We start from the raw sequence: 15,791 nt of genomic DNA, 5'->3' as shown, positions 1-15,791 counted from the left end.
GAGTGACAAGGCACGCTCCGGCCGCCGTGACCCCAGCATGACAAGGTGCGCCGGGGCCCTGACCCCGGTCTGACGAAGTGCGCCGCAGCCCTGACCCCGGTCTGACGAGGCGCGCCCACGGCCTCGGCCCCGGCCGCCCATGACCGTACGCGCACCACCCACCGCCCTCCGTGGCCGAGCGAAACCGCTCCTCGGCCACGGAGGGCGGCGGCGTTCCCGCCCGGGATCAAGGTGTCAGGGAGGGGTGACGCCCCGCAGAGTCCTTCTGCGCGGCGGCAAGCCCGGCCGGGACCAAGGCTCAGGACCTGGCACCCACGGCCCGCCACCCCACCGCGACGCCCGCCCCGACACCCGCACCGCCACCCGCCCCACCACCCCGAATCCCCGTGCCCCCGAGGTACTCGTTTCCTTCGCGGGCTGGCCGTACGGCAAGATGGGGTGTATCTGCCCTCGCGCGGCGGAGCCGCTCATCGGCCCACGCGGCGGAGCCGCATTGACCATGACAGATCCAGACTGCCGGACGGTTTCTCTTGGCTGAGTACATCTACACGATGCGCAAGGCGCGTAAGGCGCACGGCGACAAGGTCATCCTTGACGACGTGACGCTGAACTTCCTGCCGGGCGCGAAGATCGGTGTCGTGGGCCCCAACGGCGCCGGCAAGTCGACGGTGCTGAAGATCATGGCCGGTCTTGAGCAGCCGTCCAACGGCGACGCGTTCCTCTCCCCGGGCTACTCCGTCGGGATGCTCCTCCAGGAGCCGCCGCTGGACGAGTCCAAGACGGTCCTGGAGAACGTCCAGGACGGTGCCCGCGAGACCATGGACAAGCTCAAGCGCTTCAACGAGGTCGCCGAGCTGATGGCGACCGACTACTCCGACGCGCTGCTGGAGGAGATGGGCAAGCTCCAGGAGGACCTGGACCACGCCAACGCCTGGGACCTGGACACCCAGCTGGAGCAGGCCATGGACGCGCTGGGCTGCCCGCCCGGTGACTGGCCGGTCACCAACCTCTCCGGTGGTGAGAAGCGCCGCGTCGCGCTGTGCAAGCTGCTGCTGGAGGCCCCCGACCTGCTCCTCCTCGACGAGCCCACCAACCACCTGGACGCCGAGTCCGTGCAGTGGCTGGAGCAGCACCTCGCCCAGTACGCCGGCACCGTCGTCGCCGTCACCCACGACCGGTACTTCCTCGACAACGTCGCCGAGTGGATCCTTGAGCTCGACCGCGGCCGTGCGCACCCGTACGAGGGCAACTACTCCACCTACCTCGACAAGAAGCAGACCCGCCTGAAGGTCGAGGGCCAGAAGGACGCCAAGCGCGCGAAGCGTCTGAAGGAAGAGCTGGAGTGGGTCCGCTCCAACGCCAAGGGCCGCCAGGCCAAGTCCAAGTCGCGGCTGTCCCGTTACGAGGAGATGGCGGCCGAGGCGGAGAAGACCCGGAAGCTGGACTTCGAGGAGATCCAGATCCCGCCGGGCCCGCGGCTGGGCAACATCGTCGTCGAGGTCGAGAACCTCAACAAGGCGTTCGGTGACAAGGTCCTCATCGACGACCTGTCGTTCACCCTCCCGCGCAACGGCATCGTCGGCGTCATCGGCCCGAACGGCGCCGGCAAGACCACGCTGTTCAAGATGATCCAGGGCCTGGAGGAGCCGGACTCCGGCAGCATCAAGGTCGGCGACACGGTCAAGATCTCCTACGTCGACCAGAACCGCGCCAACATCGACCCCAAGAAGACGCTGTGGGCCGTCGTCTCCGACGAACTGGACTACATCAACGTCGGCCAGGTCGAGATGCCGTCCCGCGCCTATGTCTCGGCGTTCGGCTTCAAGGGCCCGGACCAGCAGAAGCCGGCCGGTGTGCTCTCCGGCGGTGAGCGCAACCGCCTGAACCTGGCGCTCACCCTCAAGCAGGGCGGCAACCTGCTGCTCCTCGACGAGCCGACCAACGACCTCGACGTCGAGACCCTGTCCTCGCTGGAGAACGCGCTGCTGGAGTTCCCCGGCTGCGCCGTGGTCGTCTCCCACGACCGCTGGTTCCTGGACCGCGTCGCCACGCACATCCTGGCGTACGAGGGCGAGTCCAAGTGGTTCTGGTTCGAGGGCAACTACGAGTCGTACGAGAAGAACAAGGTCGAGCGGCTGGGCCCGGACGCGGCTCGTCCGCACCGCGCCACGTACAAGAAGCTCACCCGGGGCTGAGCCGCGTGCGACACCTGTACTCCTGCCCGCTGCGCTGGTCCGACATGGACGCTTTCGGCCATGTCAACAACGCGGTGTTCATCCGCTACCTGGAAGAGGCGCGGATCGACTTCATGTGGCGGCTGGCGCCGGGCGAGGGCAGTACGTCCTTCTCCGGCGGGTCCGTCGTGGCCCGCCATGAGATCGACTACGTACGGCCGCTGGTGCACCGGCACGCGCCGGTGACCGTCGAGTCGTGGGTGACGAAGATAGGCGCCGCGTCGATGACGATCGCCTACGAGATCAAGGACGAGGACACGGTGTACGTCCGCGCCTCGACCGTCGTCGTCCCGTACGACTTCGGCGCGGAGCGGCCCCGCCGTATCACCGCCGAGGAGAAGTCCTTCCTCAAGGAGTACATGGACGACCCGGACGGCGCGGACGACGCGGACGGCGCCCAGCAGCAGGAGGGGGCCGTCGCCGCATGACGGCGTTGCGCCTGGCCGATGCCGGGGAGGCGGCGGATCTCGCCGCCTTCCTGGCCCGGCTGATTCACTACGACCGTGCCGCCGCGGTGCGGTTGCAGGCGGGCGGCGGGGTGCTCGCCGTCTTCGGGCGCCCGCCGTCGTTCGAGGTGCTGGCGATCCGTACGGCACGCCTGGCGCCGACCGGGCCCCCCGGCAGCGGGGCCGGCACCGGCACCGGCCCGCAGACCGGTACCGGTCGGCAGACCAGTACCGGCCCGCAAGCCGGTACGGGTGCCTCTCCCGCCGCCGGTCTCGACCTCACCGTCTCCGCCGGAGACCTGCTCGAAGGCATCGACGAGGCGGCGGACAGCCTGACGCTGCCCGCCGCCGTCACCGGCCCGCCGTGGGCCGGCGTCCTGCCGCCCCGGGGCGGTTGGCAGCAGATGCCGGGACTGCCCTCGCCGCAGGCGCTGGGCAGGACTGTCGCACTCGCCGTCGCCGAGTTCCGTGCCCGGGACGAGGCGCTGCCGCCGGAACGCCGGACGCGCGCCGAGCGCGACCGCATCGGCCGCGAGATCTGGTCCCGCACTTTGGGCGACACCCACCTGCCGCTGCGCGCCGCGCACGCCGCGCAGTCCCTGGGCTTCCTGCGTCCCGTCCGGGTCGAGGCGCAGGCCGGCGCTCACGGGCTGGCGGGCGATGGCCGCGGTTCCGGCTCCGGTTCCTGCTCCGGCTCCGCGGGAGCAGGAGCCGCACTGGCGGAACCGCCAGCGCTGACCCTGCTGGCCGCAGGCGGCTGGCTACGGCTGCGGACACCGTACGGGTCGGTCGCGGTCCGCACGGGCGGGCCGTCGGCGCTCCCGGTGACACCCGCTTGAGACGTCCGCCAGGAGGCCACGTCAGCGCGGGGTGGGCGGGCAGAGGCCGGTGGGCAGAGGCCGACCGGACAGGACACGCCCGGTCCTCACGCCCCGCCCCGACGCCCCACCCGCGTCGGCCTGAGCCGCTACGGCCTCACTCAGCCGTATTGATCATCGACGCCGCCGCATACATCATGTAGTTCCACAGCTGCGTCTCGTGCTCGGGGGACAGCTCCAGAGAGTCCACCGCGTCCCGCATGTGCTTGAGCCAGGCGTCGTGGGCGGCGCGGTCCACGGTGAAGGGAGCGTGCCGCATCCGCAGTCGCGGGTGGCCACGGCCGTCGCTGTACGTACGGGGGCCGCCCCAGTACTGCATGAGGAAGAGCGCAAGCCGCTCCTCGGCCGGGCCCAGGTCCTCCTCCGGGTACATCGGCCGCAGCAGCGGGTCCTCGGCCACCCCCTGGTAGAAACGGTGCACCAGGCGGCGGAACGTCGGCTCGCCACCGACCTGCTCGTAAAAAGTCTGTTCCTGAAGCGTGCCGCGCGGAATCTTGTTCACCCGTCCATGGTGTCAGACGACTCGGCGGTGCCGGCGTGCTCGGCCGAGGACCTGCGACGTAGGACAGTGGAGACATGAGCGGTACACCGTCCGGTCAGCAGCCGGACCACGAGCCGACGGCCGCGGCCCGCGCCGAGCTGATCCGGCAGATCAGAGCGGGTGGCCACCTCGGCGACCCGCGCTGGCGGGCCGCCTTCCAAGAGGTTCCGCGGCACCTCTTCGTTCCGTACTACTTCGTGGCCACACCCCGCGGCTACGAGCGGCTCTCCGGCTCCGATCCCGACCCCGCGCGACGGGCACGTTGGCTGGAAGGCGTCTACACCGACGGGGCGCTGGCGACGTACATGCGGGACGGCGAGCTGGTGTCGACCAGCAGCCAGCCGTCGCTGATGGCGATCATGCTGGAAGAACTGCGCGTCGAAGAGATCGAAGCGGCGAAGGAGGCCAGGGAGACAGGGGAGGCCGAGAAGCAGCCCTCGGACACCGGCTGCCGCGTCCTGGAGATCGGTACGGGCACCGGCTACAACGCCGCCCTGCTCTCCCACCGGCTGGGCGCGGAGCACGTGACCACCGTCGACCTGGACGAGGAGATCACCGGCCCGGCGCGCGACCGGCTGGCCGCCGCAGGACACCGCCCCACCGTGGTGACCGGCGACGGCGCCCGGGGCTGCCCGGAACGCGCACCGTACGACCGGATCATCGCCACCTGCGCCCTGCCCGCCGTCCCGCCGGCGTGGATCGCGCAGTCCGTCCCCGGAGCCCTGATCCTGGCTCCTCTGGCGACCGGCCTGATCGCGCTCCGCGTGACGGACCCCGATGCCGTACGGGCGGAGGGCCGCTTCCTGGCCACCCCCGCCTACTTCGTCCCCCTGCGAGCCCGCCCCGACCCCACCGCACAGCCGCCCCACCCCGATGCCCCCGAGCAGCCCGGCCCACCCGCCGAATGCGGCGGACGACACCGAAGCCGCCACCACCTCCCCCGCGAAGCCCTCCGCGACGACCGCTTCCACTTCCTCCGCACCCTCACCGCCGACACCCTCACCCCGCAAGAAGCCCACACCCTGTGGCACCAGCAGAACCGCCCCCCTCGGGAACGCTTCGGCGTCACCGTGCACGGCACTGGTCAGTACGCGTGGCTCGATTCTCCCGAGGGCCCGCACCGGTGGGTGTTGCCAGGGAGCTAGGACGGATGGATGCTGCCCCGCATCTCGCGGGAACGGTGTCCGACAGCAGGAAGCGCCGGCCGCAGCGGGTGCACTGAAGCCGGCGCCTTCTGCCGTTTTCCGGGCCTTGGCCTGTCTGCCGGGGGACTGCCGTCGTCAGGCCCGGCGGACGGTGATGGTGGTCCAGGCGCCCACGTGGATGCGGTCGCCCTCGTGGAGAGGGGTCGGGACGTAGGGCTGGATCGGGTCTTCGGCGAGATTGACGGTGGTGCCGTTGGTGGAGTTCTGGTCGACCACGGCCCAACTGCCGTCGGACTGCTGGACCAGGAGGGCGTGCTGGTGCGAGACGCCCGGGTCCTCCGGGGGACGGCCCAGGTCGATGTCCGGGGACTCGCCCGTGCTGTGCCGGCGGCGGCCGATGGCGATCTGGGTCCCGGTGAGCGGGATCTGCTGCTCCGGGGAGTAGGCGGGCAGGTTCAGGCCGGCCGCCTCCGGGCCGCTGCGGCCCATCATCGCCATGAAGTACTCGCGGTCGGGGGCGATCGCCACGACCCAACCGTCACCGACGACCGGCGGCGGTCCGGGCGGGGCGGCGGGCCCCGGTGCGGGCTGGTTCCACTGCTGGTCGGGCTGCGGTTGCTGGTGTGCGTCCGGCTGCTGCGGCGGCTGGCCGAAGGGGGCGGGCTGCTGCGGCTCGAACGGAGCCTGCGGCGGAACCTGTTGGGCGGCCTGGGGGTCGTACGAGGCCTGCGGCGGCTGTTGCTGGGGAGGCTGCTGGGGCTCGTACGGGCCCTGCTGCCGGGGTGGGGTGGGCGGGCCCTGGTGCGGGGGCGGGAAGCCGTAGCCGCCCTGGCCACCCTGGGAGCCCGGGCCGCCCTGACCGCCTTGGCTGACGTGACCGCCTTGGCTGTGGTCCTGGCCGCCCTGCGGCCCCGGCTGCGCGGGCTGCGGAGGCGGAGTCTGGGGCGGGGACTGGGGAGAAGACTGGGAGTTGGGGGGAGGCAGCGGCCAGTCGTCGTCGGCTGCCCGGGGCGGGCGCGTCGGACCGGGCCGGCTGGCGGGGGCTCCGTGCGGGCCGGGTTGGCCGGGCTGGCCGCTGGGTGCGGGGTTGCCGAACGGGGCGGGCTGGTCGGGAGCGCCGAACTGACCCGGCTGGTCGGGCCGGCCGAAAGGACCGGGCTGGTCGGGCGAGCCGAACTGGCCCGACTGGTCCGGGGAGAGCGGTTCGGCGGGGCGGTTGATCTGCGACGGGCGGGAGCCCTGGTATTCGTACTGCTGGGGCGGGGTGGGCGAGCCCTGGTGCGGGGGCGGGAAGCCGTAACCGCCCTGGCCGCCCTGGGAGCCCGGGCCGCCCAGCGGGGCGGGGGGCGGCGGAGCGTACGAGGTGGCCGAGTGCGTCAGGAAGTTGTAGCGGCACTCCTCGCAGAACGGGGCCATCGCCTCGCGCGGCGTACGGCACTGGGGACACAGTTCCGGCTGGGCGCCCGGCTGGGACTGCTGGCCGGGGCCGAAGCCCTGCTGCGGAGGGGGCGCCGGGGTGTTCGGGCCGGGAGCCGGGGCCGGGGGCGGGAAGCCGTAGCCGCCCTGGCCACCCTGGGAGCCCGGGCCGCCCTGACCGCCCTGGCTGCCGTGACCGCCCTGGCTGCCGTGCGGGCCGGGGGCGGGAGCCGGGCCGGGGCCCTGGCCCATCGGGCCCTGCGGTGCGGGCGCGGGCGGGGCCTGAGGGGGCGGAGCCTGCTGAAGCGGGGGCTGGGGGGCCGGAGCCTGGTGCGGCGGCGGGGTCTGCTGCGGCGAAGGGGCCTGCTGTGGCGAGAGGGGCTGCTGAGGCGGCGGGGTCTGGCCGGGGAAGCCCTGCCCGCCCTGGGGAGCGCCGGAAGCGCCGGAAGCGCCGGAAGCGCCGGGGGTTCCGGGAGCGCCGGTGTCGCCGGGGGCCCCGGGGCCGTTCCGGGGGCCCGGGCCGCCCTGCGGAGCGGACGGCGGCGGAGTCGGCTGGCCGGCCGGAGGGGTGTTGAGGAATCCCGCGGGCAGGGAGGGCGGCGGGGGAACAGCGCCCGCCATCCGGTGGCCGCACACCTCGCACCAGTCTTCGGCCACCGACTGATGGCCGTTCGGGCAGGTCGGCATGTCGGATCTTCCCCCTCAGTACCGATTGTGTTCGGTAGTACGTCTAGTTGTTATTTCTTGACGCGAACTGTCTTGGTCGAGCGCGTTTCGAGCGTCATCTCGTCCGCCTCTGTGACCTTCGCCTTCAGTCGCACAGTACCGGTCGCCGCATCGACGACGTCCACCACCTTCGCAAGCAGTTTCGCAGTGTCCTCGTTCCCGGACGCGCTCGCCAGTTGCACGGCCCGGCCCAGTTTCGCCGTGGCGCCGTCCGCATCGCCCGACTTGCGGGCATCCAGTCCCTGCTGGATGACCTGGGCCAGTTCGGCCTGTCCCGTGTAGTGGGCGACGTGGGGGTTGATACTGGTCGAAGCGGTCATGTCGTCCGTCCAGATCGCGCGTACGAGCCCCTGGGCCAGGGTCTGCGTGCCACCGTCGGGTGCGGGGAGGACGAGCGAGATCCGCGCGGCCAGCATCTCCTGACCCACTTCGGCGGCCCGGACGCGTACGCACACGTGGTAGTCGCGGGACTCGTCGCCCCAGGAACCTGTCGGATAGTCGCCGGTCCGCGGGCCGGATTCGGTACGGCGGCCGGTCAGGTCCTCGACGGCCGGTGCCACCTGTTTCACGAAGGCCACCTGCGCGCCCTGCGGGGTCCACAGCCGCAGGGTGACGTCCGCCACCTCCTTGCCCATCGCGGCCTCCATCATCCGTGTGAAGTCGGCGGCCAGCCCGGCCGGGTCGGCGACGATGTCGGCCGTGCCGAGCAGCGCCGAGGCGACGCCGGTGACCTCCTTGACCTCCCAGTCCGTACCGACGCCGCGGGCGTCGCAGGTGAAGCGGCCGGCGCAGGCGTCGAGGGTGGCGCGCAGTTCCTGGGGCGACTCGTGTTCGTTGCGTCCGTCGGTGAGCAGGATGCCGTGCCGGACGGCGACGTCCGCGTCGGCCAGCAGCCGGTCGGCCAGCCGTAGCCAGGTGCCGATGGCGGTGCCGCCGCCGGCGCTCAGCTTGCGCAGTGCCTCCTTGGCCTGCGCGCGGGTCGTCGGGCCGGCGGTGGCGAGCCGCCCGCCGCCCGGGTAGACCTCGGCGGCCTGGTGCGTACCGGCCACCACGGCGAAGGCGACGCCGTCCCGTACGGTGTCGATCGCGGCGGCCGTCGCGTCGCGCGCGTTGCGCATCTTGGTGGGCGGGTAGTCCATCGAGCCGGAGCAGTCCACCATGATCACGACGCCGGCGTGCCGTACGCCGCCGTGGCTGCGGGCGGCTCCGGCCCCGGCTCCGGTTCCGGTTCCGGCCCCGCTCCCGCTCCCGGCTGGGTCCGTACCGGCTGCGAAGAGCGGCAGCCGACCGCTGGTGCCGCCCCCGGTGGCGGTGACGGTGACGATGGCGTTCACCTCGCGCCCGCCCTCGGGCAGGTACGCGTTCTGGTACACCTCGGCGGCGAACCGCGGCACGCCGGACTTGGAGAAATTGGCCATCTGTTCCGCTCCTTTGTGCCGCCGCGAGGCTCCGCAGCGCAGTCGTCGCGGCGGTGAAGAGACACCTGGGCGGGCGGAAGTCCCCGTGACCATCCCCCCGTTGGCGCCTTGCTCCTGATACGGGTCAGCCGGGCGGGGCCGGGAGCAGCACGGCTCCCGGCCACCGTGGCCGACGAGGGCGGGTGGCGCGCCCCGGGCGGACGCTCAGGCCGATCCTGCCCGTCCCGGTGGCGCCGGGAACGGCATCACCGCCACTGTTACGTTGTCGTGGCCCCCACCGGTGAGTGCGTGGGCGACCAGGGTCCGCGCGCTGTGCAGCGGCCGGTCGTGCGCATCCTCCGGCAGCACCGCGGCCAGTTGCTCCGCGGCCTCGGCGTAGTTCCACAGCCCGTCCGTGCACACCACCACTACACCCGGTCCGTCGGGCTTGAAGGAAGCGGTGTGCGGTTCGAGTTCGTACGCGTCGGCGCCGAGCCAGCCCGTGATGGCATGCGCCCGGTCGTCCGCGTACGCCTCCGCCTCCGACATCAGGTTGTTGGCGACCATCTGCGCCGCCCAGGAGTCGTCCTCGGTGAGGCGGACGGCGGGCGCGCTGCGGTCGTCGGGGACCCAGTACGCGCGGCTGTCGCCGACCCAGCCGATGACGAGCAGCCCACCGCCGACCACCGCGCCGACGAACGTGCAGGCGGGGGCGTTCTGCTGGCGGTACGGGTCGTGCTGCTGGGCTTGGTTGGGCGCGGCGGCCAGGGCATTGACGGACTTGGCGGCGGCGAGGATCGCCTCGTGCATGGCCCGCTGCGGGTGCGTACCGCCGGGCAGGGCGGCCAGCAGCGTCCGCGCCGCCACGCCGGACGCGGCGGCGGACGCGTCGTCGGGCCGCGAGGCGGAGGAGACGCCGTCGCAGACGATGGCGAGTACGGCGGGCGAGCCGTCCGGCAACGCTCCCTCGGCGACCGCGAAGAAGTCCTCGTTACGGTGGTGGCGGCGGCCCCGGTCGGTGACCGCGGCCACACCCGGGAGCTCCCGCTCCATGTGGTCGCGTTCGCGTGGCTGGGCGTGGCCGCAGTTCTCGCAGTAACCGTCGCCGGTGACCGTCCCCGCGTGGCAGAGCGCGCAGATACGGGTGCCTTGGGCGGGGGTCTGGTGTTCAGGGGTGGGGGAGGAGACGGCGGTAGTGGCGGGAGTGGCGGAGGGGTGGGCTGGTGTTTCTGCCGGTCCGCCGGGCGCCTGCGGGCCGGGGCCGGTCGGGTTGGTCGGACCGGTCGGGCCGGTCGGGCCGGTCGGGCCGGTCGGGCCGGGCTCCGGGCCGGTGCCGCTCGCGTCCGCTGAGCGGTGCGCTGCCTCGGCGGCGAGGTCGTAACCGGCGATACGGGGGTCCGGCGCTCCGCCGTGGGAGGCGGCGGCCTGGTGCGCATGGCCTCCGTACGGACTGCCGGCCGATGGCGGAACACTTGCCTCCGCATGGGGCGCCCAGGACTGTGCGTCGCCCTGCGCGTGAGTCTGCACGCCGACCCCGGCCGGCGCGTGGGCCCGCTGCCCTCCTTGTACGTAGTCCGGCGAGGCCGGCGGCGGTACGGGGGCGTGCGGTGGGTGTGGGGTGTGTGAGGTGTGTGGGGCGTGCGGGGTCTGCACCGATCCGTTCGCGTGGGCCGGTCCCGACGCGTACGCGGGTCCGCTGTCGTGCCGGGCTTCCGCGTCGTACGACGGGGTCGGCCCGCCGTACGACGGAGCCGGGACAGGCGCGGCCACCGGTGGCGGGACGACTGCCGGCGGCGAGACGGACGGCGACGGTGGTACGGACGACGAGGGCGGCGAGGACGGCACGGACGGCGACGCCGGAACCTGTCCCGGAGCCCCCGGAGCCCCCGGAGCCCCCGGGCCCTCTTGCCCCACCACCGCCCCTCCCGCCCCCGGCATCAAGAACGACGCGGGCAGCGCCACGGGTCCCGGCGGGGCGGCCCCCGCCCCGGACGCGGGATGCGCCGTGTCGCCCAGCGGGACCGTGGGGCGGTCACCGGCCCCGCCCGGCCCGGCGGGTGCCACCACGTCGGCGCCGCAGAATCCGCAGTAGTTGTCCCCCGGTTCGAGCGGCTCGCTGCAGCTCGCACACCGGAACGGCCCTGTCACACCCATGTCACACCCACGTCCTGGGGCGGAAGCGGTTGGCCCGTTCCACCAGCTCGATCCTTTCCTCGCCGCGCTGCGCCAGCCGGGCGAGCAGTCTGAACGACCGCTCCAGGCCGAACCGCAGGCCGCGTTCGTCCAGTGCGCTGCCGAGCAGACCGGGCCGGGCGGCGGTGCCGCCGGAGCCGGGGCCGGGGGCCCCGGACGGCAATGTACGCCCCTGCTGCTCGGCACCGCGGCTACCGGAGAGTACCCAGTCGAGGGCACAGCCCAGCACCTCGGTCGTCAGTTGTTCGCGGCGCTCCGCGTCCAGCCCGGAGTCCGCCAGCCGCTCGACCTGCTCGGCCGCCGACCGCAGGTCCTCCAGCAGTGCGTCGTGGCCGGGGCGTTGCCGCAGCCGGGCCCGGATGGCCGCGATGCGCGCCGCAGTGTAGTGAATGGAGGACTCCGGTACGGATTCCAGGGCGGCCACGGCCCCGGCCCGGTCGCCGGCCGCCAGCCGCACCCGGGCCAGTCCGAACGCCGCGCTGACGTAACTGTGGTCGGTGGCCCACACCAGCCGGTAGTACTCCGCCGCGTTGTCCAGTTGCCCCAGCACCTCGGCGCAGACGGCGAGCGCCAGCTTCGGCGCCGGCTCGCCGGGGAAGGCGTCGTACATCGCGTCGAACGACAGGGCCGCCGTCTCGTGGTCGTCGTTCGTCAGCGCCACCAGGCCGCGGTACCAGACCACCCGCCAGTCCTCGTCCCAGCCCTGGCCGGGCTCGGTCTCGACGGCGCGCAGTTCGCGCAGGGCCGCCGCGCCGTCCCCCGTCTCCAAGTGGGCCCGCAGCCTGCGCAGCCGGATTTCCATGGTGTCGGCGGGGGCCGCGCGCAGGGCGCTGACCAGTTCGGCGGGGGCGGCGGCCAGCAAGCCGGCCAGGAAAGCCGCGTTCGGGTCGGCGGGATCGACGCGCGGTACGGGCAGGGCGAGTACGGCGAGGCCGGTGTCGAGCGGACGGAGAGCGGGCGCGCCGCGTACGCCGCCGGGTGTCACGGCAGCCACCCCGGCGGTGCTTCCGGCAGCGCTTCCCGTGGTGCTTCCGGAGGCGGACGTGGTGACGGGCTCGGCCACCGTTCCGGTCGTCGTTCCGGCGGCGCCGCTCATCGTCTGCGGGCCGGTGGCCGACGTGACTTCGTAGGCCACCTGCGCGGGAACAGCGGCCTGGGAGGCGGCGGCCTGCCGCGCGGAGACGCCGACCGCAGCCGTACCACCGCTCCCACCTGTACCCCCATCCGTACCCACACCCCCAGGCGCCCCGATCCCGATGGCCGGGCCGACCACCGACTTCCCCTTCCGCCCCACCCACCCCTTCCGCCCCTTCTGCCGCACCGGAACCGCACGCGCACCGAGCAGCGACGTGTCCCCCTCCGCGCGCGCCACCACGTCCGTGTCCACGACACGCAGCTCCGGCCCGAACAGCGTGGAGAGCGCGGGCCGCTGTTCGCCCGTCCGGAGCGCCATGACCTCCCGCAGCACCCCCGTGAGCTGCTCGGCCATCTCCTCCGCCGACGAGAACCGCCGCGCCGGGTCGGGATCGGTGGCCCGTACCAGCAGCCGGTAGAAGGACTCGTACGTGCGGAAGACCTCGATGTTGTCCGGGTCGGGCAGCGAGTCCACGAAGACGTTGGTGTAGCCCTGGAAGTCGAAGGTGAGCACGGCGAGGGTGCGGGCGACCGTGTAGAGGTCGGAGGCGACGGACGGGCCCGTGGCGGCGACCTCGGGCGCCTGGTAGCCGATCGTGCCGTAGATCGCGCTCTCGTCGTCGTCCATCCGGCGGACCGCGCCCATGTCGATCAGCTTGAGCTGGTCGTTCTGCTGGATGGCGTTGTCCACCTTGAAGTCGCAGTACAGGAGGTTGCGGCTGTGCAGGTGGCCGAGCGCCTCCAGGGCCTCGATGCCGTATGCGCACGCCTGCTCGACCGGCAGCGGATCGCGGCGGCCGTGCGCCGTACGCCGCTCGTTGGCGATGTCCTTGAGGGACTTCCCGCCGACGTACTCCATGACGATGTAGCCGTCCAGGCTGCCGGTCGTACGGTCCAGGTGCTCGACGAAGTTGTAGATGCGGACGATGTTGGAGTGCTCGATCTCGGCGAGGAAGCGGCGTTCGGACGCGGCCACGGCGAGGGCTTCCTCGTCGCCGGTGTCCAGCAGACCCTTGAGGACCACCCACCGGTCGGAGACGGCGCGGTCGATCGCCAGGTAGATCCAGCCCAGACCGCCGTGCGCCAGACAGCCGACGACCTCGTAGCTGCCGTGCACCACGTCGCCGGGGCGCAGCTTGGGCACGAAGCTGTACGGATGGCCGCACTTGGTGCAGAAACCTTCCGTACGGCCCGGGCGGTCACCGCGGGCCCGGCCCACCGGCGCGCCGCAGTCGCCGCGGCTGCAGAACCGCTTCCGCTCGGGGACCTCCGGGTTCTCCAGGACGGCCGTACGCGGGTCGGGACGCGGTACTTCCGGTATTGCCACCAAACCGGCTCCCAGCCGCCCGCGGGACGGTCCGGACCCGGTACCGGAACCGCGGCCCGCGCTGCGTACCGACACGGACATCGAGCGCGTCGAGGCGCCCGGCAGGGCGCGGGAGAGGCGGCCGGAGACGGAGCGCCGCGAGGTCGAGGAACGGGCGGAGCCGGAAGCGGAAGCGGACGTACGCCCGCCGGCGGACGTCCCGGAGACGGAACCGCGCCCCTCCGCCGCCCCGGCCCCGGCGGAGCCACTGGCCCTGCCGGCCCCGCCCGCCCCACCGGAGCCCGCCGAACCGTCGGGACCGATACGACCATCGGCCCCGCCCGCCCCACCCGAAACAGCAAATCCCTCCGAACCAGCAAATCCCCCCGAACTCTCATACCCCCCGGGTTCCCCGAACCCCACCCCTCCGGCCGCCCCCCGCCCCGCCGCCGTGACCCCCGTGGGCGGCGAGCCGACCATCCCTTCCGGTGACACGACCGGCGCCAGGCCGCACGTGTCGCAGTACCGTTCGCCGCCGCCCACGTCCTCGTACGTGCCCGGGCACTCGCGTCGCTGGCACGGGACGCCGCCGGTCCGCTCCTCGCTCATGTTTCCCCCTGTGATCCGTCCGCCGGTCCGCGGTCCGGTCCCGGTGGCTGGAGCGCCTCGGCCACCGTCCGCTGGTAGCGCAGTACCGCCTGTTCGGCCACCCGCAGGTCGCACGGCGCGCTCCACAGCATCCGCCGCGCGGCGTCGTAGCGCTCGATCAGCAGCGGGTCCTCGGCCAGGCCGTGCCGTGCGGCCTTCGCCTTGTACGCGTCCAGGCGGCCGCGGAGTTCGGCCCGTACGGCCAGTGGGGCGGTGACCGCCGTCAACGACTCGCGGGCGCGGTGCAGTTCGTCATCGGCGCGTTGTTCGAGGCTGTCGAGCAAGGGGGAGAGGCGGTGCCACTGGGCGTGCCGGCGGTACTCGGCCGCGGTGGCCAACTGCTCGTGCAGCGCCGTGGACGGGCCACTGACGGCGGGTACCTCGGAGGCGGCGATCTTCGCGAGCACCTCGCCGCGGGCCTGCCGCGCCTCGGTGAGCGTCCGGTCCGCGCGGGAGAGCACGTCGCGCAGTTGCATCAGCCGGCGCTCGGCGTCCTGCCGTACGTCCAGGACCGCTTCGATCTCCCGCCGGGCGTCCTCCAGGGCGAGCGCCGCGCGGTCGTAGCGGGCGGTGTCCGGGCGGCCGCCGCCGGGCGCGGCGCTGCGGTCGGCGTCCGGGACCCAGTAGGCCAGCGGGTCGGACACCACCTGGGCGCGCAGTTGGGTCAGTTCGTACGTGATGCGTTCCAGATCGTCGCCGGTCGGGTGCTCCCCGGGGCGTACGCCGACCGACCGCGCGAGGGACAGGGTCCGGCGCAGCTCGGCGGCGAGCAGGTCTATCCGGGCGGGCAGCGTGGACCATACGGCGTCGGCGGACACGATCACGTCCAGCGCCGACGCGTACAGGCCGTTCATCCGCTCGACCAGTTCGTCCAGGCTGAACTGTTCGCTCAGCCGGGCCGGGCCGCCGCCGGGCTGCGGTGAGCCGCCGCCCGCGGCCGCGCCGGAGACGGTGACGCGGGTGCCGCGCAGCAGCTCGGTCAGTTCGGCGAGATCGTCGGGGGACGGCCAGCGACGCCGGGCGCGCAGCTCGCGGGCGGTGGTGAGCGCTTTGGTGTACGCGTCGAAATGCGCCCACAGCACGGTGATGGACTGTTCGGTGGCGGCCCAGCGCTCCTTGGTGAGGCCGGTGAGTTCGGCGCCCTCCAGGAGCCTGCGGCCCGCGTGGTCCTGGAGGGCGAGCAGCGAGGTCTCGATCGCCTCGTACTCGGCAGCGAGCCGGCCCAGGGCGCGGTCCACCTCCTCACGGCTCAGCACCGGATCTTGGGACTTCCCCGGAGAGCCGGGGAAGGGTCCAGGGGCCCCCATCGATCACCTCTCCAATGTGCGTGCTGTGCGCGGCGGTCGTGACGGTCGCGGTCGTCGCGGTGGTTGCGGCGTGTGCAGCCGGTGCGGCGATTACGGCGGAGCGGGCGCTTCCGTGCGGCGGTACGGGACGGGCGCTGCCGTGCTTCCCGAGCCGCATGCGGGCAACTGCGATCGCCCCAGCCGTATGCGGGCAACCGCGATCGCCCCGGCCGCATGCGAGCAACTGTGTGCCGCCCACCTGCATGCGGTCCTGCCGCACGCCCCTGCTGCCTCCCCTCCCTCCGGCCCCGCGCCCGCGGTGCTCCTTCCATGGTGACGCGACCGGCGGGCGAACGCCGGTCCGCGGCACGCCACCGGCCCGCCACGAGCCACCCGACTCCCGCCCGGCCGACGTGGCCGGGCCGCCCGACCCCGCCGCCC

Annotated in this window: 10 protein-coding genes; 4 read left to right on the top strand and 6 right to left on the bottom strand. The window is 73.3% G+C overall.

The annotated features are described in order from the left end of the window. Window positions 1-530: 530 nt before the first annotated feature. From ettA to ACZ4QV_RS06575, 3 genes are read left to right on the top strand one after another with little or no spacing between them, the layout of a single operon-like run. Complete coding sequence (gene ettA, locus ACZ4QV_RS06585) at window positions 531-2,195, top strand: energy-dependent translational throttle protein EttA (RefSeq protein WP_361144415.1); 1,665 nt, start codon at window positions 531-533, stop codon at window positions 2,193-2,195. 5 nt (window positions 2,196-2,200) lie between these two features. Beyond that, the gene (locus tag ACZ4QV_RS06580) at window positions 2,201-2,662 is read left to right on the top strand and encodes an acyl-CoA thioesterase (RefSeq protein WP_361144412.1); all 462 of its coding nucleotides are present in this window, start codon (window positions 2,201-2,203) and stop codon (window positions 2,660-2,662) included. Next, window positions 2,659-3,519 carry a DUF8010 domain-containing protein gene (locus ACZ4QV_RS06575; protein ID WP_467762638.1) on the top strand — a complete coding sequence of 287 codons (861 nt, stop codon included), beginning with the start codon at window positions 2,659-2,661 and terminating at the stop codon, window positions 3,517-3,519. The genes ACZ4QV_RS06580 and ACZ4QV_RS06575 overlap by 4 nt, the downstream gene beginning before the upstream one ends. 136 nt (window positions 3,520-3,655) lie before the next feature. Here the strand turns inward: ACZ4QV_RS06575 and ACZ4QV_RS06570 are convergent, their stop codons facing one another. Continuing rightward, the gene (locus tag ACZ4QV_RS06570; RefSeq protein WP_467762637.1) at window positions 3,656-4,060 is read right to left on the bottom strand and encodes a globin; all 405 of its coding nucleotides are present in this window, start codon (window positions 4,058-4,060) and stop codon (window positions 3,656-3,658) included. Between the two features lie 74 nt (window positions 4,061-4,134). On the opposite strand from ACZ4QV_RS06570, the gene ACZ4QV_RS06565 reads away from it, so the two are divergent. Beyond that, window positions 4,135-5,244 (top strand): methyltransferase domain-containing protein, encoded by a 1,110-nt coding sequence (locus tag ACZ4QV_RS06565; protein ID WP_467762636.1) that lies wholly within the window; start codon window positions 4,135-4,137, stop codon window positions 5,242-5,244. 135 nt (window positions 5,245-5,379) lie between these two features. Here the strand turns inward: ACZ4QV_RS06565 and ACZ4QV_RS06560 are convergent, their stop codons facing one another. The 5 genes from ACZ4QV_RS06560 to ACZ4QV_RS06540 all read right to left on the bottom strand — a co-directional run bounded on the left by ACZ4QV_RS06560 (window position 5,380) and on the right by ACZ4QV_RS06540 (window position 15,371). Then, entirely contained in the window at window positions 5,380-7,347 is a 1,968-nt protein-coding gene (locus ACZ4QV_RS06560) for an FHA domain-containing protein (RefSeq protein WP_467762635.1), read from the bottom strand. Window positions 7,348-7,397: 50 nt separating this feature from the next. Further along, the gene (locus ACZ4QV_RS06555; protein WP_361582488.1) at window positions 7,398-8,804 is read right to left on the bottom strand and encodes a vWA domain-containing protein; all 1,407 of its coding nucleotides are present in this window, start codon (window positions 8,802-8,804) and stop codon (window positions 7,398-7,400) included. Between the two features lie 204 nt (window positions 8,805-9,008). Continuing rightward, window positions 9,009-10,436, bottom strand: a complete 1,428-nt coding sequence (locus tag ACZ4QV_RS06550; protein ID WP_467762634.1) for a PP2C family protein-serine/threonine phosphatase — start codon at window positions 10,434-10,436, stop codon at window positions 9,009-9,011. A gap of 502 nt (window positions 10,437-10,938) precedes the next feature. Further along, window positions 10,939-14,025, bottom strand: a complete 3,087-nt coding sequence (locus tag ACZ4QV_RS06545) for a serine/threonine-protein kinase (RefSeq protein WP_361615897.1) — start codon at window positions 14,023-14,025, stop codon at window positions 10,939-10,941. Further along, window positions 14,022-15,371: a hypothetical protein gene (locus tag ACZ4QV_RS06540; protein WP_467762633.1), complete on the bottom strand. Its 1,350-nt coding sequence runs from the start codon at window positions 15,369-15,371 to the stop codon at window positions 14,022-14,024. Before ACZ4QV_RS06540 ends, ACZ4QV_RS06545 begins: the two co-directional genes overlap by 4 nt. Window positions 15,372-15,791: the final 420 nt, after the last annotated feature.

The sequence above is a fragment of the Streptomyces sp. NPDC026394 genome, assembly GCF_055567735.1.
Note: the sequence above shows the minus strand (reverse complement) of the source record. Positions and strands in the feature narration are given on the sequence as shown.